31 protein-coding genes are annotated in these 24972 nt (G+C 68.0%); 13 read left to right on the top strand and 18 right to left on the bottom strand.

The annotated features are described in order from the left end of the window. Window positions 1-5: 5 nt before the first annotated feature. Entirely contained in the window at window positions 6-1178 is a 1173-nt protein-coding gene (locus ACT3S3_RS07015; protein ID WP_301442773.1) for an acyl-CoA dehydrogenase family protein, read from the top strand. Window positions 1179-1266: 88 nt separating this feature from the next. Here ACT3S3_RS07015 and ACT3S3_RS07010 read toward each other — a convergent pair whose 3' ends face one another. Together ACT3S3_RS07010 and glyA are read right to left on the bottom strand one after the other, a co-directional pair. Next, window positions 1267-1884, bottom strand: a complete 618-nt coding sequence (locus ACT3S3_RS07010) for an isochorismatase family protein (RefSeq protein WP_301442772.1) — start codon at window positions 1882-1884, stop codon at window positions 1267-1269. A 21-nt stretch (window positions 1885-1905) separates the two neighbouring features. Continuing rightward, window positions 1906-3213 carry a serine hydroxymethyltransferase gene (glyA, locus tag ACT3S3_RS07005; RefSeq protein WP_301442771.1) on the bottom strand — a complete coding sequence of 436 codons (1308 nt, stop codon included), beginning with the start codon at window positions 3211-3213 and terminating at the stop codon, window positions 1906-1908. A 130-nt stretch (window positions 3214-3343) separates the two neighbouring features. On the opposite strand from glyA, the gene coaA reads away from it, so the two are divergent. Beyond that, on the top strand, window positions 3344-4273 hold the full coding sequence (gene coaA, locus ACT3S3_RS07000) for a type I pantothenate kinase (protein ID WP_301442770.1): 930 nt from the start codon (window positions 3344-3346) through the stop codon (window positions 4271-4273). 30 nt (window positions 4274-4303) lie between these two features. Here coaA and ACT3S3_RS06995 read toward each other — a convergent pair whose 3' ends face one another. The 3 genes from ACT3S3_RS06995 to mca are packed head-to-tail and all read right to left on the bottom strand — an operon-like array spanning window position 4304 to window position 6405. Continuing rightward, window positions 4304-5059: an isoprenyl transferase gene (locus ACT3S3_RS06995; protein ID WP_301442769.1), complete on the bottom strand. Its 756-nt coding sequence runs from the start codon at window positions 5057-5059 to the stop codon at window positions 4304-4306. Then, window positions 5056-5439 (bottom strand): hypothetical protein, encoded by a 384-nt coding sequence (locus ACT3S3_RS06990; RefSeq protein ID WP_301442768.1) that lies wholly within the window; start codon window positions 5437-5439, stop codon window positions 5056-5058. Before ACT3S3_RS06990 ends, ACT3S3_RS06995 begins: the two co-directional genes overlap by 4 nt. A 36-nt stretch (window positions 5440-5475) precedes the next feature. After that, entirely contained in the window at window positions 5476-6405 is a 930-nt protein-coding gene (gene mca, locus ACT3S3_RS06985; protein ID WP_441579438.1) for a mycothiol conjugate amidase Mca, read from the bottom strand. A gap of 121 nt (window positions 6406-6526) precedes the next feature. On the opposite strand from mca, the gene ACT3S3_RS06980 reads away from it, so the two are divergent. After that, the gene (locus tag ACT3S3_RS06980; protein ID WP_444626479.1) at window positions 6527-6961 is read left to right on the top strand and encodes a DUF4307 domain-containing protein; all 435 of its coding nucleotides are present in this window, start codon (window positions 6527-6529) and stop codon (window positions 6959-6961) included. Window positions 6962-7129: 168 nt separating this feature from the next. Further along, entirely contained in the window at window positions 7130-7651 is a 522-nt protein-coding gene (greA, locus tag ACT3S3_RS06975) for a transcription elongation factor GreA (protein ID WP_301442766.1), read from the top strand. 95 nt (window positions 7652-7746) lie between these two features. Here the strand turns inward: greA and ACT3S3_RS06970 are convergent, their stop codons facing one another. Beyond that, a complete protein-coding gene (locus ACT3S3_RS06970) occupies window positions 7747-8637 on the bottom strand; it encodes a Bax inhibitor-1/YccA family protein (RefSeq protein ID WP_301442765.1) in 891 nt (296 codons plus the stop codon). 205 nt (window positions 8638-8842) lie between these two features. Between ACT3S3_RS06970 and ACT3S3_RS06965 the strand changes: the two genes are divergently transcribed. Continuing rightward, on the top strand, window positions 8843-10426 hold the full coding sequence (locus ACT3S3_RS06965; RefSeq protein ID WP_301442764.1) for a succinic semialdehyde dehydrogenase: 1584 nt from the start codon (window positions 8843-8845) through the stop codon (window positions 10424-10426). A gap of 16 nt (window positions 10427-10442) precedes the next feature. Here ACT3S3_RS06965 and ACT3S3_RS06960 read toward each other — a convergent pair whose 3' ends face one another. Then, complete coding sequence (locus ACT3S3_RS06960) at window positions 10443-11126, bottom strand: SDR family oxidoreductase (RefSeq protein WP_301442763.1); 684 nt, start codon at window positions 11124-11126, stop codon at window positions 10443-10445. 105 nt (window positions 11127-11231) lie between these two features. On the opposite strand from ACT3S3_RS06960, the gene ACT3S3_RS06955 reads away from it, so the two are divergent. Continuing rightward, the gene (locus ACT3S3_RS06955) at window positions 11232-11492 is read left to right on the top strand and encodes a hypothetical protein (protein WP_301442762.1); all 261 of its coding nucleotides are present in this window, start codon (window positions 11232-11234) and stop codon (window positions 11490-11492) included. 11 nt (window positions 11493-11503) lie between these two features. On the opposite strand, the gene ACT3S3_RS06950 is transcribed toward ACT3S3_RS06955, so the two are convergent. From ACT3S3_RS06950 to ACT3S3_RS06935, 4 genes are all read right to left on the bottom strand, one after another. Beyond that, on the bottom strand, window positions 11504-12811 hold the full coding sequence (locus ACT3S3_RS06950) for a threonine/serine exporter family protein (protein ID WP_441582999.1): 1308 nt from the start codon (window positions 12809-12811) through the stop codon (window positions 11504-11506). 38 nt (window positions 12812-12849) lie between these two features. After that, window positions 12850-13311, bottom strand: a complete 462-nt coding sequence (locus ACT3S3_RS06945) for a DUF4442 domain-containing protein (protein WP_301443177.1) — start codon at window positions 13309-13311, stop codon at window positions 12850-12852. A gap of 95 nt (window positions 13312-13406) precedes the next feature. Further along, window positions 13407-14144, bottom strand: coding sequence for an ABC transporter permease (locus tag ACT3S3_RS06940; protein WP_301443176.1), 738 nt, complete (start codon window positions 14142-14144; stop codon window positions 13407-13409). An 8-nt stretch (window positions 14145-14152) separates the two neighbouring features. Then, a complete protein-coding gene (locus ACT3S3_RS06935) occupies window positions 14153-15160 on the bottom strand; it encodes an ABC transporter ATP-binding protein (protein WP_301443175.1) in 1008 nt (335 codons plus the stop codon). Between the two features lie 151 nt (window positions 15161-15311). Between ACT3S3_RS06935 and ACT3S3_RS06930 the strand changes: the two genes are divergently transcribed. Beyond that, entirely contained in the window at window positions 15312-16607 is a 1296-nt protein-coding gene (locus ACT3S3_RS06930) for an MFS transporter (protein WP_301443174.1), read from the top strand. Here ACT3S3_RS06930 and ACT3S3_RS06925 read toward each other — a convergent pair. Beyond that, window positions 16582-17523 (bottom strand): helix-turn-helix transcriptional regulator, encoded by a 942-nt coding sequence (locus ACT3S3_RS06925; protein ID WP_301443173.1) that lies wholly within the window; start codon window positions 17521-17523, stop codon window positions 16582-16584. The genes ACT3S3_RS06930 and ACT3S3_RS06925 overlap by 26 nt on opposite strands. A 147-nt stretch (window positions 17524-17670) precedes the next feature. On the opposite strand from ACT3S3_RS06925, the gene ACT3S3_RS06920 reads away from it, so the two are divergent. After that, complete coding sequence (locus ACT3S3_RS06920) at window positions 17671-18696, top strand: zinc-dependent alcohol dehydrogenase family protein (RefSeq protein WP_301443172.1); 1026 nt, start codon at window positions 17671-17673, stop codon at window positions 18694-18696. Then, window positions 18693-19910 (top strand): MFS transporter, encoded by a 1218-nt coding sequence (locus ACT3S3_RS06915; RefSeq protein ID WP_301443171.1) that lies wholly within the window; start codon window positions 18693-18695, stop codon window positions 19908-19910. Before ACT3S3_RS06920 ends, ACT3S3_RS06915 begins: the two co-directional genes overlap by 4 nt. Before the next feature lie 17 nt (window positions 19911-19927). Here the strand turns inward: ACT3S3_RS06915 and ACT3S3_RS06910 are convergent, their stop codons facing one another. Genes ACT3S3_RS06910 through ACT3S3_RS06900 form a run of 3 tightly spaced genes read right to left on the bottom strand, consistent with a single transcriptional unit; the run spans window position 19928 to window position 20705 of the window. Further along, entirely contained in the window at window positions 19928-20320 is a 393-nt protein-coding gene (locus ACT3S3_RS06910; protein WP_441583001.1) for a hypothetical protein, read from the bottom strand. Beyond that, window positions 20317-20586, bottom strand: a complete 270-nt coding sequence (locus ACT3S3_RS06905) for a hypothetical protein (RefSeq protein ID WP_301443169.1) — start codon at window positions 20584-20586, stop codon at window positions 20317-20319. The genes ACT3S3_RS06910 and ACT3S3_RS06905 overlap by 4 nt, the downstream gene beginning before the upstream one ends. Then, window positions 20562-20705 (bottom strand): hypothetical protein, encoded by a 144-nt coding sequence (locus ACT3S3_RS06900; protein ID WP_301443168.1) that lies wholly within the window; start codon window positions 20703-20705, stop codon window positions 20562-20564. The genes ACT3S3_RS06905 and ACT3S3_RS06900 overlap by 25 nt, the downstream gene beginning before the upstream one ends. A 90-nt stretch (window positions 20706-20795) precedes the next feature. Here ACT3S3_RS06900 and soxR point away from each other — a divergent pair, with 90 nt between their 5' ends. The 3 genes from soxR (at window position 20796) to fdxA (ending at window position 22265) form a co-directional block, all read left to right on the top strand. Further along, window positions 20796-21248: a redox-sensitive transcriptional activator SoxR gene (gene soxR, locus ACT3S3_RS06895; protein WP_301443167.1), complete on the top strand. Its 453-nt coding sequence runs from the start codon at window positions 20796-20798 to the stop codon at window positions 21246-21248. A gap of 87 nt (window positions 21249-21335) precedes the next feature. After that, window positions 21336-21938 carry a superoxide dismutase gene (locus tag ACT3S3_RS06890; protein ID WP_441588216.1) on the top strand — a complete coding sequence of 201 codons (603 nt, stop codon included), beginning with the start codon at window positions 21336-21338 and terminating at the stop codon, window positions 21936-21938. Between the two features lie 3 nt (window positions 21939-21941). Then, window positions 21942-22265 (top strand): ferredoxin, encoded by a 324-nt coding sequence (gene fdxA, locus ACT3S3_RS06885; protein WP_441582473.1) that lies wholly within the window; start codon window positions 21942-21944, stop codon window positions 22263-22265. 26 nt (window positions 22266-22291) lie between these two features. Here fdxA and ACT3S3_RS06880 read toward each other — a convergent pair whose 3' ends face one another. Then, window positions 22292-22765, bottom strand: coding sequence for a mycothiol transferase (locus tag ACT3S3_RS06880; RefSeq protein WP_441582472.1), 474 nt, complete (start codon window positions 22763-22765; stop codon window positions 22292-22294). 49 nt (window positions 22766-22814) lie between these two features. Continuing rightward, complete coding sequence (locus tag ACT3S3_RS06875) at window positions 22815-23756, bottom strand: tyrosine-protein phosphatase (RefSeq protein WP_441582471.1); 942 nt, start codon at window positions 23754-23756, stop codon at window positions 22815-22817. A gap of 149 nt (window positions 23757-23905) precedes the next feature. Here ACT3S3_RS06875 and ACT3S3_RS06870 point away from each other — a divergent pair, with 149 nt between their 5' ends. Then, window positions 23906-24640 (top strand): PIG-L deacetylase family protein, encoded by a 735-nt coding sequence (locus ACT3S3_RS06870; protein ID WP_301443735.1) that lies wholly within the window; start codon window positions 23906-23908, stop codon window positions 24638-24640. Between the two features lie 31 nt (window positions 24641-24671). Here the strand turns inward: ACT3S3_RS06870 and ACT3S3_RS06865 are convergent, their stop codons facing one another. Beyond that, entirely contained in the window at window positions 24672-24932 is a 261-nt protein-coding gene (locus ACT3S3_RS06865) for a LapA family protein (protein WP_301443736.1), read from the bottom strand. Window positions 24933-24972: the final 40 nt, after the last annotated feature.

Here is a 24972-nt window from a genome sequence, read left to right as displayed (position 1 = left end):
ACGCAATGAAGAACTACCTCCCCCGCACCATCTTCGACGAGGAACACGACATGTTCCGGGAGACCTGCAAGGACTTCGTGAACGCCGAGGTCCGTCCGCACGTCGACAAGTGGCACGAGCAGGGTTTCAGCGACCGCGCCATGTTCAAGGCCGCCGGTAACCTCGGACTGCTGGGTATCACCTCCCCCGAGGAGTTCGGCGGCGGCGGAATGCAGGACTACCGTTTCAACGCCATCCTCTCCGAGGAACTCGCCGAGGCCGACTGCGGTTCGGTCATCGTCTCCCTCCAGGTCATCAACGACCTGGTGATCCCCTACCTCGAGCGTTTCGCCAACGACGAGCAGAAGGAGAAGTTCCTCCGCCCGCTGTGCGCCGGTGACAAGATCGCCGCGATCGCCATGACCGAGCCCGGTGCCGGCGCGGACCTCGCAGGCATCCGCACCACCGCCCCGCGCGACGAGGACGGCAACTTCGTCCTCAACGGTTCCAAGACCTTCATCTCCAACGGCATCCAGGCCGACTTCACCATCGTCGTCGCAATCACCGACCCCTCCAAGGGTCGTGCCGGTGTCTCCCTGCTGATCGTCGAGGACGGCATGGAGGGCTACACCAAGGCCGCACCGCTGAAGAAGGTCGGCCTGAAGGCACAGGACACCGCCGAGCTGTCCTTCGAGAACGTCAAGGTCCCCGCCGAGAACCTCCTCGGCGAGGAGGGCGCCGGCTTCGGCTACCTGCGCACGAACCTGGCCCAGGAGCGCGTCTCCATCGCCGTGGGTTCCATCGCGACGTCCCGCCGCGCCTTCGACCTGGTGTACAAGCACTCCCAGGAGCGCAAGACCTTCGGCAACCGTCTGGTGGACCACCAGGCCTACCGCTGGGAGCTGGCCAAGATGGCCACCGAGATCCAGTCCGCGCAGTCCTTCGTGGACGCCGCCGTGGCCGCCAAGGTCAAGGGTGAGCTCGACGAGACCACCGCGTCGATGGCCAAGTACCTGACCACCGAGCTGCAGATCAAGGTCGTCAACACGGCCGTCCAGCTGCACGGTGGCTACGGCTTCATGCTGGAGTACCCCATCGCCACGCACTACCTGGACTCCCGCGTCCAGCCGATCTACGGCGGCCCCAACGAGATCATGCTCGAGATCATCAGCCGCAAGCTGGCCAAGGGCGAGAAGTAGCACCCACCCCTCCCCCTCACCTCTCCTGCATGACTCGGCAACCCGGGAGGCTGGTCCGACCAGCCTCCCGGGTTGCCGTGTGCCGGGCTCACGCCACGGTGACCCCCACGTAGGCCATCTGCTCCACGGCCACCGCCCCTCCGGTCACGGTCACCGGCGAGCACAACTCACTGAGCAGCTCCACCGTGAAGCCCTCCGCCACCGCGTCGAGGGCCGTGGCACGCACGCAGAAGTCCGTGGCGATGCCGCACACCGTCACCTCGGTGACGCCGCGTGAGCGCAGCCACGCCGCCAGGGTGCCGCCCTCCGCAGCACCGGCGGCGCCCGCGCCGTCCTCCCCCGCACCGTCCTCCAGGTGCCCCTCGAAGCCGGAGTAGGCCGCGGTGTACTCCCCCTTCAGGAACCACGCGTTCACGAGCGACGCGTCCAGCGCCGGGTGCAGCTGCGCGCCGTGGGTCCCGGCCACGCAGTGCACCGGCCAGGTCTCCTCGAAGTCGGGTTCGACCCCGTCGGGCGCGAAGTGCCCGGCGGGGTCGATGTGCCAGTCCTTCGTCCCCACGACGACGCCGTAGCGCTCGCCGTGGGCACGCAGGTGTTGCGTGATCGCCGCCGCGACGTCCGCCCCCTTCTCCGTTCCCAGGGAACCCCCTGGGCAGAAGTCGTTCTGGACGTCGACGACGATCAGTGCCCGGTGTGCAGCGTTCATGACGCCAACACTAGGTCCGGGTCAGTTGATCTTCCAGTCCTCCAGCCCCGGGTACAGGGGGAAGTCCGCGGCGACCTTGTCGACGCGGGCACGCAGCGCCTCGGTGTCGGCCGCCTTGCCCTTGGCCAGGGCGGTGCCGATGACATCGGCGACCTCGGTGAACGCCTCGGCGTCCAGACCGCGGGACGCCAGGGCGGACGTGCCGATACGCAGGCCCGAGGTGACCATCGGCGGGCGCGGGTCGAAGGGCACCGCGTTGCGGTTGACGGTGATGCCGACCTCGTGGAGCAGGTCTTCGGCCTCCTGGCCGTTGAGCTCGGAGTTGCGCAGGTCCGCCAGGACGAGGTGGACGTCCGTGCCGCCGGTGAGCACCTGCACGCCGGCGTCGGTGGTGTCCTGGGCGGTGAGCCGCTCGGCGAGGATCTTCGCGCCCTCGAGGGTGCGTGCCTGGCGGTCGCGGAAGTCGTCGGTCTGGGCGACCTTCATCGACACTGCCTTCGCGGCGACGACGTGCATCAGCGGGCCGCCCTGCTGGCCCGGGAAGACCGCGGAGTTGAGCTTCTTGGCCCACTCCTGCTTCGCCAGGATCATGCCGGAACGCGGGCCGCCGAGGGTCTTGTGCACGGTGGTGGAGACCACGTCGGCGTAGGGCACGGGCGACGGGTGCAGGTCGGCGGCGACGAGGCCGGCGAAGTGGGCCATGTCCACCCACAGCTTCGCCCCGACCTCGTCGGCGATCTCACGGAAGGCGGCGAAGTCCTGGTGACGCGGGTAGGCCGACCAGCCGCCGATGATCACGGCCGGCTTCTCCTTGATGGCCTGCTCACGGACCTTGTCCATGTCCAGGCGGAAGGTCTCCGGGTCGACCTCGTAGGCGGCGACCTCGTAGAGCTTGCCGGAGAAGTTCAGCTTCATGCCGTGGGTCAGGTGACCACCGTGGGCCAGCGAGAGACCCATGATCTTGTCGCCGGGGTTGGCCAGGGCCATCAGGACCGCGGCGTTGGCCTGTGCGCCGGAGTGCGGCTGCACATTGGCGAACTCGGCGCCGAAGACGGCCTTGGCGCGCTCGCGGGCCAGGTCCTCGATGACGTCGACGTGCTCACAACCGCCGTAGTAGCGGCGTCCGGGGTAGCCCTCGGCGTACTTGTTCGTCAGAACGGAGCCCTGCGCCTGGAGGACCGCGCGCGGAACGAAGTTCTCGCTCGCGATCATCTCCAGGGTGTCCCGCTGGCGGGAGAGTTCGCCGGCGATGGCCGCGGCCACCTCCGGGTCGAAGTCCGCCAGTTCAGCGTTGTGCTGGGACTGGTCTGGGTGGTTCGTCTGGCTCATGGGGTGGATCGCCTTTCACGTCGGCCGCACTGGATCAGATCAATCACGAAACATCATAACCTGACACACCTGCGGGCACTGCTGGCGGGTGATTGGCCCCACATGGTGCCGGGGTAGCACAATAGCCTCCATGCCAGCCCGTAACCCCGACGAGTACTCCCCCTACATCGAGCTCGACCGGTCGCAGTGGCGCTCCTTACGGAGTTCCATGCCCCAGGTCCTGAGTTCCGGGGAACTCGAGGAGCTGCGCGGTATCGGTGAGGACATCGACATGGACGAGGTCAGCGAAGTCTACCTCCCCCTGTCGCGGATGATCGACCTGCGTTTCGAGGCGATCCGGCAGCTCAACCGTGCCACGCAGACCTTCCTGGGCGAGGACATGCCCCACGTCCCGTTCATCATCGGCGTCTCGGGCTCCGTGGCGGTGGGCAAGTCGACCACCGCCCGCCTGCTGCAGGTCCTGCTGCAGCGCTGGGAGTCCCGGCCTCGGGTGGACCTGATCACCACCGACGGTTTCCTCTACCCGGCCGACGAACTCAACAAGCGGCACATGATGGGGCGCAAGGGGTACCCGGAGAGCTACGACCAGAAGGCCCTGCTCAACTTCGTCACCGCGGTGAAGTCGGGGGTGCCGCGGGTGCCCGCGCCGGTGTACTCGCACGAGAAGTACGACCGCCTCGACGAGGTCCACGTCGTGGACCGTCCGGACATCCTCATCGTCGAGGGGCTCAACGTGCTGCAGACGGGGCCCACGTTGATGGTCTCCGACCTCTTCGACTTCTCGGTCTACGTGGACGCCGACCGCAGGGACATCGAACGCTGGTACGTGGAGCGCTTCCTGAAGCTGAAGAACACCGCCTTCCGCAAGCCGGACGCCCACTTCCGCTACTACGCGGCGTTGAGCGACGAGGACGCGCTGGTCGTCGCCCGCGAGATCTGGCAGACGGTGAACCTGCCGAACCTGGTGGAGAACATCCTGCCCACCCGGGTGCGGGCCTCCCTGGTCCTGCGCAAGGGCCCCGACCACCTGGTGGAGGCGGTACGGATGCGCAAGATCTAGGAGCGTCCTCCCCCGGGACGACCTGTGTGCCTACTTGCCGTAGCGGCGTTCGCGCACGGAGAAGTCGCGCAGGGCGCGCAGGAAGTCCAGGCGGCGGAACGCCGGCCAGTAGGTGTCGGTGAACCAGATCTCCGAGTACGCCGACTGCCACAGCAGGAAGCCGGACAGACGCTGTTCGCCGGACGTCCTGATCACCAGGTCCGGGTCCGGTTGCCCGGAGGTGTAGAGGTGGTCGCCGATGGCGCCGTCGGTGATGTGCGCGCTCATCTCCTCCGGTGCGATCCCCTTGCCTGCGAGCTCGTCGACGAGCTTCTGGACGCCGTCGACGATCTCCTGCCGTCCGCCGTAGCCGACGGCGATGTTGACGTGCACCCCGGTGTGGTCGGCCGTCCGCGCCTCAGCATGACGCATACGCTCACGCAGCTCGTCGGGGATGAGGTCGAGCCGTCCCATGACGTGCAGCCGGAAACGCCCCTTGGCGGCGGCGAGCTCGTCGGAGACGTCGCCGATGATCCGCATCAGCAGGCCGAGCTCCTCGGCGCTGCGGCGCAGGTTCTCGGTGCTGAGCAGGTAGACGGTCACCGACTCGATGTCCTGCTCGTCGCACCAGTCGACGACCTCGACGATCTTCTTCGCCCCCACACGGTGGCCGTGGGAGACGTCGGTGAAGCCGTTCTCGCGGGCCCATCGGCGGTTGCCGTCGCACATGATGGCGACGTGCTTGGGCCGCCGACGGCCCTTCAGCTCACGCTGCAGTCGTCGCTCGTAGAGCGAGTAGAGAATCACCGCTGGTCGCCACCTGCATCTTCTCCGTCGGTGCTGCGCACGTCGTCCCCGTCGTGCGCGTCGATCCCGGCCCGTTCGGCGGCGTTGCGGCGGGTGTTCTCCACGTCCGCGGCCTCCTCCTGCGCCATCCGCCGGTCGATGGTGTCGATGTCGAACGGGTCGATGCCGTTGGCCTCGGCGAAGTCGCGCCGCTTGTGCATCTTGCGCATACGCCGGTTGAACAGGTAGCCCAGGGCCAGGATGACGACGAGCAGGCCCACGATCACCAGCAGACCGACGGGTGCCGCCTTACCGAACTCCGGCCCCTGCGGGCCGCGGTTGACCTGTTCCTGGGCAACCAGGGAGACGGTGGAGGTTAGGGACGGGGAAACCGTGATCATGTCTTCAGAGCCTATCGAAGGTAGCGGCAGTCAGCCTCATTCGGGCACGACGCCGGCGAAAAGGTCGTCCTCGGGCAGGCTGGTCTCCACCCGGGACTTGGCGAGCTCGAATTCCTCGGTGGTCCAGACCTGCTGCTGCAGGGCGGTGGGCACAGCGAAGAACGGGCCCTCGGGGTCGATCTGGGTGGCGTGGGCCCGCAGGGCGTCGTCCCGACGCTCGAACCACGGCGCGCACTCCACACGGGTGGTCACCCGCGGCATGATGTCGGGCATGTCCTTCCACCGGTCCAGCGCCACCGTGGCGTTGTCGTCGCCGGACTCGAGGCTGGCCTGGGCGAGCAGCTCGAAACGACGCTTGATGAAACCGTGCGTGTAGTACACCTTCTGCACCTCCCACGGGCGTCCGACCTCCGGGTGGTAGTCCGGGTCCGCGGCAGCGTCGTAGGCGCGCATGCTCACCGCGTGCGTCTTGATGTGGTCGGGGTGCGGGTAGCCGCCGTTCTCGTCGTAGGTGATGACCACGTGCGGGCGGAAGTCCCGGATCACCCGGGTGAGTTCCAGGGTGACCGCCTCCGTGTCCGCGAGCGCGAAGCACCCCTCCGGCAGCGGCGGCAGCGGGTCCCCCTCGGGGAGTCCGGAGTCGACGTAGCCGAGCCAGCGGTGGGTGACGCCGAGGATGTCGGCGGCCCGGGCCATCTCCTGGCGGCGGACGTCGTTCATGTTGTCCACGACGCCGGGGACGTCCATCTTCGGGTTCAGGATGCTGCCGCGTTCGCCACCGGTGCAGGTGAGCACCATGACCTCGGCGCCCTCGTCGGCGTAGCGTGCCATCGCCGCCGCCCCCTTGCTGGACTCGTCGTCCGGATGGGCGTGGACGGCCAGGAGCCGCAGACCCTGACCGGGCCGGCTCTCTGCGGTCGAGCTTTCTGTGCTGTGGTCGGGAGCTCCTTCGCTCACGGATCGCACCCCTTCAGTCGTCGTCTTCGTGGTCTGTTTCGGTCAACTCACCCATTCAACGCTTCCGGCCGGGGCGCGTCCAATCCGTTCGACTGGCTATTCCATGGTGGCAGGGCCTACGATTTGTGGAATGAGCAAGGCGACCTACGGTTCCTCCCGTCAACAGGGTGTGAGCGGCAAGTTCATCGTCATCGGCATCGTGATCCTGTTGATCGCGGTCGGTGTCTACGTGTTCTCGCAGTTCCGCAACAGCACCAGTGCCGACGCCACCGGCGACGCCGCGGGCCACGAACTCGTCGGCGACGACACCCTGCGGATGACCGTCGACATCACGCGGGACGACACCGACAAGCCCGCCTACTGCATCGTCACCGCCCTCGACCAGTCGCGGGCGGAGATCGGACGCCGCGAGGCGGTCGTCGCCGCCGGCGGCACGTCCAGCACGCGCCTGGTCATCGACATCCCGACGACGGGACGTCCTGTCGCCCCCGACGTGTACGGCTGCTCCACGGTCTTCCCCGACTACCTCGACTCCGAACACACCTCCGGCATCGACGAAGACTGACGGCCACCTGACGACACGGGGGAATCACCCGAATCCCCCTGGTGGTACACTGTGCCCCGACAACTGTGCCGTGGGGACCGCCCCGCGGCTTTTCCCGAACGACCTCAGACCCTGTCCGGCAAAACAGGCTGAACACTGTGGTCTACCTGCAGGAGGACGCGAACGCTCATGGCAGACAATCAGACGACCTGGCTCACCCAGGAATCCTTCGACCGGCTCAACGACGAGCTCAACGCGCTGAAGGCGAATCGTCCCGCTCTGGCCGCCGAGATCAACGAGCGCCGTGAAGAGGGTGACCTCAAGGAGAACGGCGGCTACCACGCCGCCCGCGAGCAGCAGGGCCAGGAGGAGGCCCGCATCGCCTACCTCGAGGAGCTGCTGGACAGCGCCACCATCGGCGAGGCCCCGCAGGAGTCCGGTGTGGCTCTCGTCGGTTCCGTGGTGCACATCTACTACGACGGCGACGAGGACGACAAGGAGACCTTCCTGATCGGTACCCGCGGTCTGGAGTCCTCCAACCCCGACCTGGAGACCTACTCCACCGACGCCCCGCTGGGCGCCGCGCTGATCGGTGCCAAGGAGGGTGAGTCCCGCGAGTACAAGAGCCCGACGGGCGACACGATCACCGTGACCCTGGTCAAGGCGGAGCCCTACGACCCGGACCGCGACGTCCCCCGCGCCGAGCAGTAGGACGCGACGGGCCGGCAACGGCCCACGGGTAAGACAAAAGAACCGCCCCACCGGAATCCTCTCCGGTGGGGCGGTTCTCATGGTGCCGTGGGCTGCTAGTCCCTGTTGAAGTAGGACAGCAGTCGCAGGATCTCGGTGTAGAGCCAGACCAGGGTGACGGCAAGGCCGAGGGCGACGCCCCAGGAGTAGCGGGACGGTGCACCGGCGCGGATCATCTTGTCCGCCTGGTCGAAGTCGGCCAGGAAGCTCATGGCGGCCAGACCGATGCAGACGAGCGAGAAGATGATGGCGAGCGGGCCGCCGTCGCGCAGCATGCTGTTCTCGCCGGTGATCATGGCGTAGACGAAGTTACCGAGCACCAGCACCAGGACACCGACCATGGCGCCGAGCAGCATCTTGGTGAACTTCGGGGTCACGCGGATCGCGCCGGTCTTGTAGACGATCAGCATGCCGGCGAACACGCCGATGGTGCCGAGCACGGCCTGGAAGATCATCGCGCCGGCGTTGGCACCGCCGCTGAACTCCACGCTGGTGAACATGAAGGAGAAGCCACCGACGAACAGGCCCTCGAAGGCCGCGTAGACCAGGGTGACGACCGGGGAGCCGTACTTCTTGCCGAACGCGGAGACCAGCACGGCCACGAGGCCACCGATGGCACCGACGAAGGTCAGCGTCATCGCCAGGCTCTCGTTGCTCATGCCGATCATGAAGTTCACCGCGGCCATGACCACGATGACCGCCAGTGTGATGCCGGTCTTGGTGACCACGTCGTCGATGGTCATCGGGCGGTCGGAGCTACCGGTCTGGGCACCGTAATTCGGGGACTGCTGGTACCCGGGCTGCTGCTGGGTCTGCTGACCCTGCTGGCCCCACTGCTCCCCCGCGGACTGGTAGCCCTGCTGGTATGCGGCGGACTGCCCCTGCCGGCCCTGGGCGGAGCCCTCCGACTGGGCCAGCGAACTCATAAAGGGGTTCGAACTTCTCACGACGTCTTTGTCCTTCCGTCACATTCTCTAGTCTGTGTCCCCCGCGGCCCCACCTGGGCCGGTCGCCGTCGCCGACGCCGACGTCCCGAGTGAACGCGGTTACTGCTGTACACCATAACAACGTACAGACCCCGCCCCGTGTTCCCGTAGGCGTGATTACACAATTCCGCGACGTGCGTCCCGATTCTTCGATACTGTGCTTCACATGACGAAAAAGACCCTGGCAACCGGCTCCCTCCCCGACGCCCTGGCGTCCGAGCTCCGGGTCCTCACCGTAAACGCAGCGACCGGAAGCATCGACAACGGCGACCGCCTCGAGATCGAGGGCCCGTTCACCGGCGAGACCATCGGCTGGGTCGGCCGCGGCACGGAGGACGACGTCGACGAGGCGTTCCGTCGCGCCCGCGCGGCCCAGACGCGGTGGGCGGAGGTCGACCCGAAGAAGCGCGGGAAGATCCTGCTCAAGTTCCACGACACCCTGCTCAAGAACCAGAAGACGATGATGGACATCATCCAGCTGGAGACCGGCAAGTCGCGCGACTCCGCCTACGAGGAGGTGATCCACTGCGCGATCACCGCCCGCTACTACGGCAACCAGGTGCACAAGCTCCTCAAGCCGAAGCACCGTGCCGGCGTGATGCCCGTGCTCACCAAGACCACCGAACGCCACCTGCCCAAGGGCGTCATCGGCCAGATCAGCCCCTGGAACTACCCGCTGACGCTGGCCCTGTCGGACGCGCTGCCCGCCCTCGCCGCCGGAAACGGGCTCGTCGCCAAGCCGGACTCCTCCACCCCGTTCTCCGCGCTGTACGCCTTCAAGCTGCTCTTCGAGTCCGGCATGCCCCGCGGGCTCGTGCAGCTGGTGACCGGCCCGGGACGCGTGGTGGGCAACTCCATCGCCGAGCAGTGCGACCACCTCATGTTCACCGGCTCCACGGAGACCGGCAAGAAGCTCGGCGAGATCGCCGGCCGTCGCCTCATCGACTACTCCGCCGAGCTCGGCGGCAAGAACCCGATGATCATCACCGGCGACGCCGACCTGGACAAGATCATGCCCACCGTGCTGACCGGCTGCTTCTCGAACTCGGGTCAGCTGTGCGTGTCCATCGAGCGCATCTACGTGCACAAGGACCGTTACGACGCCTTCGTCCCGAAGTTCGCCCAGGCCACCAAGGACCTGCGGCTCGGCGCCGGGTTCGACTGGAACATCCAGATGGGTTCGCTGAGCGGCGCCAGCCAGATGTCCACGGTCGAGAAGATGGTGGACGACGCGGTCGACAAGGGTGCCACCCTCGTCGCCGGCGGCAAGGCGCGTGCCGACCTGGGCCCCTACTTCTACGAGCCGACCGTGTTCACCGACGTCACCGAGGAGGCGGAGATCAAGCGCGGCGAGGTCTTCGGTCCGGTCGTGTACGTCGAGAAGGTCGACTCCCACGACGAGGCCGTGGAGAAGGCCAACGACACCAACTACGGCCTGAACTCCGCGGTCTTCGGCCCCTCGAAGACCGCCACCGGCATCGCCGAGCGACTGTTCTCCGGCACGGTGAACATCAACGACGGCTACGCCGCCGCCTTCGCCTCCGTGGACAACGAGATGGGTGGCACCGGCGAGTCCGGGCAGGGACGTCGCCAGGGCGCCCACGGTCTGCTGAAGTACACCGAGACCCAGAACGTCACCGACGAGCGCGTCCTGCCGATCCGCGGCCCGGAGTTCCTCAAGCCGCGCGCCTACGCCGCGGTGATGACCGTCCTGCTGCTCGCCGGCAAGACCTTCAAGATCCTGAAGTAGCGTTCAGCAGCAACACTCAGCCGCGGACCGGGCGGACGGACACCTCCTCGATGATCGCCTCGTCGGTGGTGTCCACCGCCAGCCGGACGGCCGCCGCCACCGACGCCGGGGCGACGTAGCGCGTCCCGTCGTAGTCGGTGTTGCCCCGCCCCTGTTGCAGGGAGACCTGCATGTCGGTGTCGACGCGGCCCGGGTGCACGGAGCTGACCCGCACCCGGCCCCGCTCCTCCTCCCGTAGGGCGTCCGTGACGGCCCGCAGCGCGAACTTCGTCCCGGAGTAGGGACCCTGGGCCGCCCCGGAGCGGAAACCGGAGCCCGAGTTGATCGCGACCACCGTGCCGCCGGCCGCCCGCAGGGCGGGGAGCAGCAGTCGGGTGAGTTCGGCCACGCCGAAGACGTTGACCGCGAACATCTCCTGCCACCGCTCCCAGCCCGTCTCCCCCACCGTGGACTCGCCGGCCAGCCCCGCGGAGTGGACGAGCACGTCCAACCGCCCCAGCCCGTCCTGCTCACCGTCCTGCAGACGCTCCACCGCCTGCGCGATCGACGCCGGGTCGCTGAGATCGACGTCCGCGCTGGACCAGGAGATCACCCGGTGCGTGCGCGAAAGGTCCTCGACGATGGCCGCCCCGATCCCCCGCGAGCCGCCGGTGACGAGTGCCAGTGGTCTGTTGTGTTCAGTTCCTGTCGTGGTGTCCATGTCCTACGAGAGTAACGGGCGTTACGTATGCTCGTGGATACCCCTGGGCACACCGTCCCACGGGGCTCGAAGTTTCAAGTTCACGCACCGTGAAAGGACACCGTCATGTTCGGTACCGCAATCACCACCCTGATCCTCGGCGCGCTGTCCGGCGCAGGCGCCTGGTTCGCCTGGGACCAGGACCGCAAGAGCCTGTCGGTGGCGCTGACCATCCTCACGCTCATCCTCGCGGTGATCGCCATCTCCACCGCGTTCGCCGGTGCCGTGGCGGTCATCGTCAAGCTGCTCCCGATCGTGCTGATCGTGCTCGTCGGCTGGCTCGGCATCAAGCAGCTGCAGAACAAGAAGTCCAAGCCCAGCGCCTGAGAATCACGCGGTCACCGGGGCTGAGGTGTCCGCCGTGCCCTCAGGAACTCCCGCGTCCGGTTGGCCACGAAGGCACCGAGTGCCGTCCCGGTGCCGATCGCCACGCACACCGTCACCGCGGACACGAAGTGCTCCGCCCCGGACTCCCCTCCCATCACCTCGAGGATCCCGGAGACCACGGCGATCCCGGGCAGGACCGCGCCCGTGACACCCATCAGCGCGAAGACGTGGTCCGGGTAGCCGGTACGCACCGCCATCATCACCGACACCGCGCCCAGTACCGTGGCCGCACCGGCCGCCGCCCACACCGTGGACGCCCCGGCCACGACCAGGAGGAACTGGTTGACCACGCCGGTGGCCACACCGATGGTCACCGCCGGCAGCGCCAACCGCAGCCACCCGCCGTTGGCGAAGGCGTTGGCCAGGGCCCCGAGCCCGGAGAACACCAACGCCAGGTACCACGGCAACCCCGGCACGTCGCTGATCAGCGGGTGGTCCATGTCCAGCACCTCCCCGAGGGTGAAGACGTAGACGCCGCTGATCGCCAGCCCGAACGCGGTGACCACCACACTTCCCGCGCGGGTCACCGCCGAGAGGTAGTCACCGTCGATGACATCGGTCATCGCCCCGATGACCTGGGGTAACGGGATGATCAACAGCCAGTTCACCGCGATCGCCGCGGCCGCTGCCACCGGGTCGAGCACGTCGACCAGAACCAGCACGGTCGCCAGTGTGCCGGCGATCGCGCTCTTGATCACCGTGGAGAACAGCTCCGGCATCCGGAACTTCCCCAACGCCTGCCCGCAGAAGGCCGTGACCAGCTGCACCCCGGCCGCTGCCAGCCACGCCTGCCACCCCACCCCGAGCTGCATCGAGATCACGAAGGCGAGCATCGTGGTGCCGCCGGCCACCGCCCACCACGGGGTGCTGATCGCCCGCAGCCGGGTGACCTGCTCGTGCAGCGAGTTGATGCTGCGTTCGGTGGGCCCGGAGGTGTCCTCCCCCTCCCCGGTGATCTCCTCGGCCAGCCGGTGCAGCTGCCAGGAGCGGGTGCAGTCGATGAGGTCCAGTGCCTTGGCCGAGGTGGTGACCGTCACCGTGCCACTGTCGGGCAGTGACGCCTCGACGATGACGAGGCGCCCGACGGTGGTGAAGTGGAACCCCATCAGGCCCCGGGTGTCCGCGCACTGCTTCAGGGTCTCCCCGACCCGCCAGCCGGGCTGCCCGGACTCCAGGAAGCCGCAGCCCAGGTCGGCGAGCAGGCCCAGTTCGTCACGGATACCTTTTGCGCCAGCACGGTCCGCCGGAGATGTGTCCATGACCACGCATTATATGACATCCATGGCCTACTCTGCTCTCAGCTACGCGCCTGCTTCCTCCGGAAGTACACCCGGCTGCGCACGCTGGCGACCACGTCGCCCTTCTCGTCGGTGATGTCGGTGTCGAACCAGTGGAGGTACTTCGACCCGTCGGCGGTCTTCTCCCGGATCAGTTCGAAGGTCTCGTCGTCGGTCCGCATGTCGGCGACGATCCGGCCGCGGCCGGGCTTGCGGTAGACCACGTGGGACTCCGCGTCCCACACGTTGTAGGCCCCACCCAGGCGGGTCAGCCCCATGAACAGGTAGAAGCCGTCCGTCATGGTCTGGATCGTGCCGCCGAACGCGGTGCCGACCAGGTTGGCATTGACGCGGCGTGGACGGTGCGAGGTGATCACCCGGGAGCCGTCGTTGGCGATGTAGTTGATGCGGATACCCGAACCGAGGTAGGGCGGGAAGACCCCCAGGAGAGTCTTCAGTTGGCGCGGACTCGGCTTCAGCATGGGCCCTCCGTGGAGTGGTCGGTACAGTGCGGGATCCCGACGATGATAGAACGCCACACCTCCCCCGCGCGGGCGTTCCGCATACTTCGGGAAAACTACCGGACGTCCGCCGTCGCGTTCCGCCACAGGCCGACCCCGCCGAGGACCACGAACCAGCCGATGATGACCAGGTAGCAGACCGCCGGGGCGATCCCGAGGCTCAGCGGGTCGACCCCGCTGATCAGCTGGTCCTGGCGCTGGACCGGGGCGATCGCGGCGAGCGGGCGGAAGGCGTCGAACTGTTGGGCGGCGTAGCCCACCATGCTGTCGATCAGCAGGATCCAGGCGACGGGCACGGCGACCGCGCCGACCTGGCTGCGGATCACGCAGGCCAGGCCCACGCTCGCCGCCGCGAACAGCACCGAGCTGATCAGCGGCACATAGGCCGCACTCGCGCCGGCACCGAGCTGAAGCCCGGAGCCCAGCACCGCGGCGACGCCGAGGGACAGGGCGATGCCCACCACGTAGAGAACCGCGACGAAGACGGCGGTGACCAGCATCTTCGCCACCACCCACTGCCAGCGTCCGGCCTGGGTCAGGAACGCCTGGGCGTGCATGTGGTTGCGGATGTCGCCGGCGGTGGAGGATGCGGCGAAGATCACCGCGATGAGCAGGAAGATCTGGTAGCCGAAGGTGATCGTCGCCCAGTCGAAACCGGGGCGGTCGCCGAAGACGCCCATCAGGACGACGGGTCCGAACAGGGAACCCGCCAGCAGGACGGCGTACACCAGCGTGGCACGGACGCTGAACAGTTTGGTGGTCTCGGAGCGCAGGGACGTGAGCAGTGTATTCATGGGTGGTTCTACTTTCCGGTGGTCAGGACGGTGGTTTCGGTGCTCTCGGTACCGTCGGCGCTGTCGGTCCGGTACTCCTGGGCGTCGGCGGTGGCGGCCAGGAAGCGCGACTCCAGGTCCTCGCTCTGCGCGTACAGCCCGGTGACCAGGACGCCCGCGGTGAGGGCGGTCTCGGCGACGGCGCGTCGCACCACCACGTCGCCGACCCCGTCGGGGACGTCCACGGTGATCTGGGAGCCGGACGCCCTGTCGGCGTCCTTCCCCACGGCGTAGCCGGCGGTGAAACCGGCGGTACCCAGCGCGGAGCACAACGTCCTCCCGGCGCGGGCGTCGGTCGTCTCGACGAGCACGTGGGCGCCGCCGGCGAGGAACTCGTCCATCGAGTACTCGCCGATCATGCGTCCCTTGCCGATCACGACCAGCCGGTCGGCGGTCTGCTGCATCTCGGAGAGCAGGTGGGAGGACACCAGCACGGCCCGCCCCTCCCCCGCCAGGGCGCGGATGGTGTGCCGCATCCAGCTGACGCCCTCGGGGTCGAGCCCGTTGACCGGCTCGTCGAGGACCAGGTGCGCCGGGTCGCCCAGCAGCGCACCGGCGAGGCCGAGACGCTGCTTCATGCCCAGCGAGTAGCCGCCGACCTTCTTGTCCCCGGCGGAGGCCAGCCCCACCAGCTGCAGACACTTGTCCACGCGGGAGTCGGAGATGCCCGCGCCGCGCGCCAGTACCTTCAGGTGTGAGCGTCCGCTGCGTCCGGGGGTGAACCAGGTGGCCTCCAGCAGGGCGCCTGCGGTGGCGGGCTTGTCGGCGACGTTCCGGAACTCCTGCCCGTCGAACTCGGTGTGCCCGGCGGTGGGACGGTCGAGTCCGAGCATGCAGCGCATCGTGGTGGACTTGCCGGCGCCGTTGGGGCCCAGGAAGCCGGTGACGGCGGCGTCCGGCACGGTGAACGAGAGCTCCTCGACGGCCGGTGTACCGGAACGGCCGTACCTCTTCGACATCTTCTCTACTGTGATCATGGTTCCCAAGTCTTCTCCCCGGCCCCGTGCCGGCACATCGACCTGCGGGGGGATCTCCGGGGACGGTTTGGGGTCCCACACCTCATACCCAGGTATGAGCACGGGGCGTACTGTCGGCACGACATTTTCCCCGACCGAAAGGGCTCCCTGCGTGCCCACCACCCGACGCCGCCAGTCGATGTTCGTCGCCGCCTTCGGCACCATCGTCGAGTGGTACGACTTCTCGATCTTCTTCTACGTCTCGGCGAGTCTGGCGAACACCTTCTTCAACGGCAACGACGGTTCACTGCTGCTCACCCTCGCGCTCGGCGCGGCCGGCTTCGTGTTCCGTCCCCTCGGCGCGATGGTCTTCGGGCACCTGGGTGACCGCATCGGACGCAAGTCGTCGTTGATCGTCTCGGCGTCGCTGATGGCGGTGGCGTTGGCGGGCATCGCGGTGATGCCCGGGTTCGACACCATCGGGATCTGGGGCGGTGTCGGGGTGCTGGTGCTGCGGTGCGTGGCCGGGTTCGCCGTGGGCGCGGAGTACACCGGCATCATGGTCTACCTGGTGGAGTCGGCCAGAGACGGCCGCCGCGGGTTGGCGGCGAGCTGGGCGGCGGCGAACTCGGAGGTCGGCTCGCTGCTGGCGGTCGGCGGCGGCTACCTGATGGCGCGGTTCCTGAGCGCCGAGGACCTGGATGCCTGGGGGTGGCGCGTGCTGTTCCTCGTGGGCGCACTGCTCGCCGCGGTGATGGTGCCGATGCGCCGGCTGATGGACGAGACGGAGACCTTCACCGAGGTCAAGGACACCGCGGAGAACACCGCCCGCTCCCCGCTGGTGACGGTGCTGAGGACCCATCCGCGTGCCGTGCTGGTGGCGTTCCTGGTGTCGTCGGTGGGCTCGGCGGCGTACTTCCTCAACATCACCAACGTGCCGACGTACCTGGAGACCACCGCCTCGATCGACAGTTCCACGTCCCTGTGGCTGGGGACGGTCGCCGCGGTGGTGGCGATCCTGGTGACGCCGCTGGCCGGTGTGGCGTCCGACCGTTTCGGACGACGCCCGGTGTTCATCTTCGTCGGCGTGGTCATCCTGGCCACGACGATCCCGGCGTACATGATGCTCGGCGGTGGGACGGGGTCGACGGCGCTGCTGGGCGGTGCGCTGCTCGCCGTGCCGGCGGCGGGCTGGAGCGCGGTCGCCGCCTCCGCCGTCCCCGAGCAGTTCACCGCGGTGGGACGTTTCTCGGGCATGGCGATCGGCTACAACACGGCCACGGTTCTGTTCGGCGGGTTGTCGCCCTTCGTGGCGACGTGGCTGATGACGGTCACCGGTTCGCCTTACGCCCCGGCGTGGTACGCCGTGGCGATCATCGTGTTCGCCGGGATCCCGATGCTGCTGCTCTTCCGGGACCGGGCGCACGTGCCCCTCGACGAGATCAACTCAGGTGCCGCGGACGGGTGACGTCCCCGAGTTCGGCGCCGGTTGCACCAGTAGCTGCCCCCGTAGCTGCCCCGGTAGCTGCCCCGGTAGCTGCCCACGACGCGAGCAGCTTCATGGCGTCCTCGGACGGTGAGCCGGGTTCGGGGGCGTAGATCGTCCAGGTCAGTCCGCGCTCGCCCTCCATGCGCAGTCCCTCGTAGGCCAGGGTCATCTCCCCGACTTCCGGGTGGTGGAAATGCTTGAAGCCGCTGCCGTGGTGACGCACGTCGTGGGCTCCCCACCGGGTGCGGAACTCGTCGCTGCGGGTAGACAGTTCCCCGACGAGGTCGTGCAGCGCCTTGTTGTGGGGGTCGCGGGCGGCCTCGGTGCGCAGGATCGCCACGGTGATGTCGGCCATGCCCTCCCAGTCCGGGTAGAAGTCGCGGGCCCGGTCGTCGAGGAAGGCCTGGCGGGCGATGTTCGGCGGGCCGGCGGGACGCCCCGGCATGTCGTAGAGCTGCGTGTAGAAGGCTTCGGCCAGGGTGTTCGTGGCCAGCAGGTCCATCCGGCCGTTGCGTACGAAGGCGGGGCCGGCGGTGACGGCGTCCAGCGCCCACTGCAGGCCGGGCCCCGGGGTCCAGGTGCGCCCGTCGCGCCTCTTCGGGGGACGCGCCGTCGGTGAGGCGGCGTGGGCGAGGTCGAAGAGGTGGGCACGTTCGGCGTCGTCGAGGCGCAGCGCGCGCGCCAGGCTCTCGAGGACCTCGGGGGACGCACCGGCGACCGCGCCGCGTTCCAGTTTCGTGTAGTACTCCACGCTGACGCCGGCCAGCGTGGCGACCTCGCTGCGTCGCAGCCCCGGTACGCGCCGGTTCGTCCCCGCCGGAAGCCCCACCTCGCCAGGGGTGACCTTGGCTCGCCGGGTGGTGAGGAACTCCTTGACCTCCGCCTTATTGTCCATGCCGTTGCCCATACCCCGAGCATAGGGCCCTCCTCCCCGCTGAGGGAGGTACTGCCGGTACCCCGCCCGACAGGCTCTCCCACAGCCCCGCCGGGACTGGTTGACTCACCGAGGTAGAGACATGAACCTTCGAGATTGGAGACCACCTTGCGTGCAGTCATCATGGACGCCCCCGGCCAGATCCGCGTCGGCGAGCGCGACGACCCCCGGATCATCGACCCGACGGACGCCGTCATCCGCATCACCGCGACCTGCATCTGCGGCTCGGACCTGTGGCCCTACCGGGGCGTGGAGCCGGCCGACCACCTGCACATGGGCCACGAGTACGTCGGCGTGGTCGAGGAGGTCGGCGACGCGGTGACCACCGTGGCACCCGGTGACCACGTGGTCGGCTCGTTCGTGATCTCCTGCGGCGAGTGCGAGATCTGCCGGTCCGGCTACCCGTCGAAGTGCGTCCACGCCGAATTCGTGCACGCCGGCATCGGCACCCAGGCCGAGCGCGCGCGGATCCCCCACGCCGACGGCACGCTGGTGGCCACTCCCGGCGAGCCGGACGCCGACCTCGTTCCGTCCCTGCTGGCGGCGTCGGACGTCCTGGGTACCGGGTGGTTCGCCGCGGACGCCGCGGCCGTCGGCCCCAGCAAGACCGTCGCCGTGGTCGGCGACGGCGCGGTCGGCCTGATGGGTGTGCTGGCGGCGAAGGAGATGGGTGCCGAGAGGATCATCGCGATGTCGCGGCACGCTGAGCGCCAGGCGCTGGCGCGCGAGTTCGGTGCCACCGACATCGTCGAGGAGCGTGGGGACGCCGGGGTCGCGAAGGTCCGCGAGCTGACCGGCGGCCTGGGCGCGCACAGCGTGATCGAGGCGGTCGGTACCCGCGAGTCCTTCATGCAGGCCATCCACTCGGCCCGCGGTGGCGGGCACGTCGGTTTCGTGGGTGTTGCACACGAGGGCGTGGACCTGCCGATGGACGAGGTCTTCTTCGCCGAGGTCCACCTGCACGGCGGCCCTGCCCCGGTGCGGCGCTACCTCCCGGAGCTCACCGCCAAGATCTGGGCCCGTGAGATCAACCCGGGCAAGGTCTTCGACCTCTCGCTGCCGATGGAGGACGCCGCCGAGGGCTACGCCGCGATGTCCGAGCGTCGCGCGACCAAGGTGATGCTGACGCTGTGAGTGGTACCGAATCCCGCCTCCCGTTCGTCACCTACGTCCTGGCGGCCGGTGTCTTCCTCATGGGCACCACGGAGTTCATCGTCGCCGGGATCCTGCCGGACATCGCCGAAGACCTGTCGGTGTCCGTGTCCGACGCCGGACTGATGATCACCGTCTTCGCCATCGGCATGATCGTCGGCACCCCGGCCATGGCGGTGCTCACGCTCCGGCTCCCGCGGCGCATGACCCTCACCCTCGCGCTCCTGGTGTTCGCGGTGGGCCACGTCATCGTGGCGTTGTCGTCGTTGCTGCCGTTGATCCTCGCCGCCCGCTTCCTGACCGCCCTGGCGACCGGAGCCTTCTGGGCCGTCGCCGCGGTGGTCGGTGCGCAGGCTGCGGGCCCGTCCCTGTCGTCGAAGGCGCTGGGCATCGTGCTCGGCGGCGGGATGCTCGCCAACGTCGTCGGCGTCCCGTTGGGTTCCTTCGCCGGCCAGACCGTCGGCTGGCGCGGCCCGTTCTGGGCCTTGGCCGTGCTCGCGGTCGTCGGTGCACTGGTCATCTTCCGTCAGGTCCCTCCCGATCCGCTGGACGCACCGGCGCCGTCGTTGCGCGCGGAACTGCGCGCCCTGCGCGACGGGCGCGTGTGGCTGGTGCTCGCAGGTTGCGCTGTGGTCTGCGGGTCCTCGCTGGCCGTCTACAGCTTCATCGCCCCGTTGTTGACCGACAACAGCGGGCTGCCTGCCAGCGCCGTGCCACTCGTGCTCGTCGGCTACGGGGTCGGGGCGTTCATCGGCTCGAACGTGGGTGGCAGCATCGGCGCGCGTCGTCCGTTCGCCTTGCTGTTCTTCTCCGCGGCAGCGACGTTCCTGGTGCTCGTCGCCCTGCTGCTGTTCTCCCATAACGCAGTGGTGACGGTCATTCTCGTCGCCCTGCTCGGCCTGTTCGGCATGTCCACCAACCCGGTGTTGATCGGCATGGCCGTGCGATACGCGGACAAGGCACCGACCTTGGCGTCGGCGATGGCGACCGCGGCCTTCAACTTCGGTACGGCCATCGGCTCCTGGATCGCCGGCATGACGCTAGCGACGTCCATGGGCGCGAGCGGACCGGTGGCCGTGGGTGCCTGCGTGGCCGCACTGTACGTGGTCCCGTTGACGCTGCTGCTCCGCCGCGAGCGTGCGGATCTTCGCCGGCCCACGGTCGAATCGCCTCAGCGCAACAAGGAGGGTCGGTAAGCAATCACACCGTTCGCCTACACCCTGTCCTTTCGCCAGGCGATGACCGCGGTCAGCACGCCCACCACGGCGAGGAGTGGGAAGAAGGCGAAATATATTTCAACGGGAAGTGGCCCGAATAATTCGCTGAACTGTTCGTTTGACAGAAACTGCAGGCCGGGGAATCCGCGGCCGCCCGGATAGGGCATCGACAGGCCGATCGGATCCTCATGCGAGTTGTAGATCGTCGAAAACTGCGCGTCCAGGACCATCCCGATCGTGGAGACAACCCCGAACACCGCCACGGGGTAGCACACCCAGAACCAGGGAAAAGCCAGATTCCTCTGGTTCTTCTGCCGCGCCCGCCGCGGCAGAATCACCGCCCCGGTCATCGCGACCACCAGGATGCTGCCCAGGAAGACCCAACTCATATGCGCCTCTTCCGCCAGGCCCACACCGACAACGCAAGACCTGCCGCCGCGATCAGCGGGTAGGCGATTCGCGCCCACGGCATCCTGAGCAGGTTCGCGGCAGCGGCATCCGACAGCAAGGAACTGTCGAAGCCGTCGTCGGCATCTGCCAGCGGCATGTACATCGTCCACCCGAAATCAGCCACGGTGGCGGCAGTCCCCGGTAACCAGGCCGCGAACCCCAGGGCGATCGCGAACACCGTCAGGGGAACAGGATCCAGAACCACGGAAATCCGGGACGCTTCTGCTCCTCCGGTTCCTGGCCGCGGTAGGCGGCGCGCCGCGGGAGGATGGCACCGCCGACGAGCAGGACCATCAGGGCGGCGAAGATCAGCAACCACGTCATTAGTGCAGCATAACAGCCGCGCGTAGCATCGGGACGCACGGGAAACCTCATCCTCACTCGAGGTTTCCGGAGACGAAAGGCGGCCCTGACATGAACACCCACACCTCGAACGCCGACGAGCTCCTGAGCATCGGAGAGACGAGCCGACGCACCGGCACCGCGGTCTCGGCGCTGCGCTACTACGAGGACCTCGGGCTGATCGCCTCGGTCCGCACCGGCGGCAACCACCGCCTCTACGCACGTCACATGCTGCGTCGGATCTCCCTGATCAGCGTCGCGAAGAACCTCGGAATCCCGCTGAAAAGCGTGCAGGACGCATTCAGCAGCGTGCCGTTGGACCGGGCACCCACGCACAAGGAATGGCAGGTGGCCTCGCGCAGGTGGAAGAAGGAGCTGGAGGAACGGCGCCGCGGCCTCGAACGCCTCGAGAGCGAGCTCACCAGCTGCATCGGCTGCGGTTGCCTCTCACTGAAGGCCTGCACACTGCTCAACCCGCAGGACGCTCTGGGCGCCACCGGGCAGGGCGCGCGCCGCCTCTCCTGACGGCGCGCCGCGTCCGGCTTGACCTCAAGTGCACTTGAGGTAATAGCGTGGTCCGCAGATCGACACCGACGAGAAGGAGCACCAACCATGGCTGTCTACGAGCTTCCCGACCTGCCCTACGACTACGACGCCCTCGAGCCGCACATCTCCGCCGAGATCATGCAGCTGCACCACGACAAGCACCACGCGACCTACGTCGCCGGCGCCAACACCGCCCTCGAGGCCCTCGAGAAGGCCCGCGAGGAAGGCACCAACCCCGACCAGATCCGCGCGCTGTCGAAGAACCTCGCGTTCAACCTGGGTGGCCACACCAACCACTCCATCTTCTGGAAGAACCTCTCCCCCAACGGCGGCGGCGAGCCCACCGGTGAACTGGCCGAGGCCATCACCCGCGACTTCGGCTCCTTCGACAAGTTCAAGGACCAGTTCTCCTCGGCCGCCCTGGGCCTCTACGGCTCCGGCTGGGCCGTGCTGGGTTACGACCACATCGCCGGACGCCTCGTCGTCGAGCAGCTCACCGACCAGCAGGGCAACACCTCGATCAACCTCACCCCGCTGCTGATGCTCGACATGTGGGAGCACGCCTTCTACCTGCAGTACAAGAACGTCAAGCCGGACTACGTCAAGGCTGTCTGGAACGTGTTCAACTGGGACGACGTCGCCGAGCGCTTCGCCGCCGCCAAGAACTGACGTATGACCTACGTCATCGCACAACCCTGCGTGGACGTGATGGACCGGGCATGTGTCGAGGAGTGCCCGGTCGACTGCATCTACGAGGGAAAACGCACGTTGTACATCCACCCGGACGAGTGCATCGACTGCGGAGCGTGTGAGCCGGTCTGCCCGGTCGAGGCCATCTTCTACGAGGACGACCTGCCGGACGAGTGGGAGGACTACATCGACTACAACGCCGCGTTCTTCGATGAGATCGGCTCCCCCGGCGGGGCGGACAGCATAGGCCCCACCGGCACCGACCACCCGTCGATCACCGCGATGCCGCCGCAGAACCAGGAGTAGCGGTCAGCCCCCATTGACCGCCGTCGTCACCGGGTCGCCACCACGTCCCGGCAGACCTCGAGGTGACCGAGGTGCTGCGCGAGCTCGTGGAGGATGTGCTCGAGGACCCAGCCGGGCGTCGCCTCGGTGTAGTCCCGGCGCGCCGTCCCCTGTGCCTGCCGGTTGCGGATCCCCTCGGTGAGGGCAATGCGTGCCCAGCCGGGCAGGCTCGCCCGGGTCTCGGCGATCAGCGCGTGTGCCTCGGCCACGGTCCCCATCGCCCGGAACTCGGCTTCGCGGTCACGGGAGATCTCCTCTCCCCCGATGAAGGCGCCACCCCAGAAGCGCGCCATGCCGTGGACGTGCGTGGCCAGGGCGAAGGCCGAGTTCACCGTACCGGGCACCGGCGTGGCGTTAACGGTGGTGTCGTCGAGGGTGTCCAACGCGATGTCGTACTTGTCGAGGACCTCGGTGGCCACCGAGACGAAGTCGTCGTAGCGTGCGTCAGCATCGTTGATCATGTCCCCGAGTCAACCACGCCGATGCCACCGGTGGCTCGGCCGGGGAGCCTCACGCCTCCACGAGCTTGTCCTTCAGCGCAAGGACGGCGGACACCTCGAGTCCCAACCCGTCGACGAGGTAGGTGTCCACGTCGCCGTAGAACTCCTTCATCGCGTCCAGCCCGGACCGCAGAAAGCCCTCCTGCACGCCGAGCAGTACCCCGTAGGCCTCCGCCGCCTCATCCCCTTGACTCGTCCGAATCTGCTCGGTGGTGGCGGCGATCCGCTCGCTCGAGTAGTCGTTCGTCGCCAGATAGTTGTCCATAACGTCGCGTTCGCTCACGCCCGCGGCAAGTTGCAGGACGGCACTCGTCCACCCCGCCCGGTCCTTGCCGGCGGTGCAGTGGAAGACAACCGGGCCGTCGGCGTCAATGACGGCGGTGATGACCTGTGCGAGTTGGGCCCTCATACCCTCGTCGGTGACGAAGTTGCGGTTGAGGTCGCCGAGCATCGTCGCTGCGTCGTCGGGAGAATCGACCGAGAATTCCTCGGTAGGATTCGCTGCGGTGCTGCCTCCCCCCACGATGTCGATGTGAACGTAGTCTGCCCCGGCGGGAACACGGTCAGGATGTTCCTCGATCTCACTGTCGGTGCGCAGGTCGATCACGGTGGAGATCCCGAGATCCTCCACGGTGTCGAGGTCCGCGTCAGTGATGTCCAGGGCATTCGACCGGTAGACCGACTCAGGTTTCAGGTGACCGCCTGTCGCGGCGTAGGCCCGGTCGACGCCGGCCACGTCCCGGAAGTTGTCGGCCGAGGACAACCGTGGCGTGTCGAGGCCTACGACCTGTATCTGCTCCGAATACTCCGCAGCGTCGGGCACACTTTCGGCGGCGTCCGCGAGGCACCCCACGAGCAACAACGACGTGGCGAGGAATCCGGCCGCCGCGGGGACGACGAGCAGACGACGCCCGGGGTGGGTCGGGAGCGGGCGGGAGGGACGTGAGTTCATGGGGCCTTCAGTCGGTCACGGAGAGTTGTCGGTGGTCACCGCCGATGATGTCGTGCTTGAATGGCCACAAGGTGGACGGACGACAGCGCCCACGCATCCTGACCGTGAACGTTTGCCCGTAGGTATGTATCAGGTATGGAGGCCGACCCATGACCGACGATCAGCTCGAACTACTCCACCTCGACGAGGCCGACCACGTCCTGTGCGTCGTCGCGCACCCGGACGACCTGGAGTACGGCGTCTCCGCCGCCGTCGCCGAGTGGACGGATGCCGGCGCGTCGGTGACCTACCTGCTGCTGACCTCCGGCGAGGCGGGCATCGACTCGATGTCCCCGGATGAGACCGGACCGGCACGCGCCGCCGAGCAGCGCAACGCCTGTTCCCAGGTCGGCGTGGACGACCTGCGCATCCTCGACTTCCCCGACGGGGTGCTGGAGTACTCGCTGGCCTTGCGCCGTGCGGTGGCCGCGGTGATCCGTGAGATCCGGCCCACCACGCTGGTCACGCTGGGGTGGGCCGAGGAGATGCCGTGGGGGCTGAACCAGGCCGACCACCGGGTGGCCGGGCTCGTGGCCCTGGATGCCGCGCGCGATGCGGGCAACCGCTGGGTCTTCCCCGACATCACCGGTGGCGACGGTGAGGTCCTTGAGCGCTGGCAGGCCGACCACCTGCTCGTCTTCGGGGCGTCGGCACCGACGCATGCGGTGGCGGTCTCCCCCGGCTCGGTCGAGCGCAGCATCGCTTCGCTGGAACAGCACAAGGTCTACCTGGCGGCACTGGAGGACCATCCCGCTCCGCGTGACCTCATCGGCGGCGTCACCTCGGAAGCCGGCGCCAGGGCCGGCGTGGATCACGCCGTGGCTTTCGGACGGTACGGGTTGTAGGTCCGCCCGGTTGTGCCGAGCGGCGACGGGGTCATTTCCTGCGTCGGATGGCGATGAGTCCGCTGAGTGCGAACGCGACGATCGCTCCTCCGAGCGCTGCGGCGACGAGCCCCACGGACAGCGGGAAAGCGAACTCCCATCCGAGGAAGCCCATGTCGACCTGGTCGGTGTTCTGGCCGATCAGGATGATCAGGGCGATCGCGACGACGACGATGACCGCCGTCGTGACGATCAGTCCGACGGACGACCGTCGTTCCTTCACGTTGTCAGGCGCGGTGTTGTCCTCGTTCATGATGAAGGCCCTTCGGTAGTTGGAGTGGGTACTCCAGAAG

It is taken from the genome of Corynebacterium sp. AOP40-4SA-5 (assembly GCF_052377355.1).
GTDB lineage: Bacteria > Actinomycetota > Actinomycetes > Mycobacteriales > Mycobacteriaceae > Corynebacterium.
The sequence above is the reverse complement of the archived record's forward strand: the minus strand, read 5'-3'. Positions and strand labels throughout refer to the sequence as shown.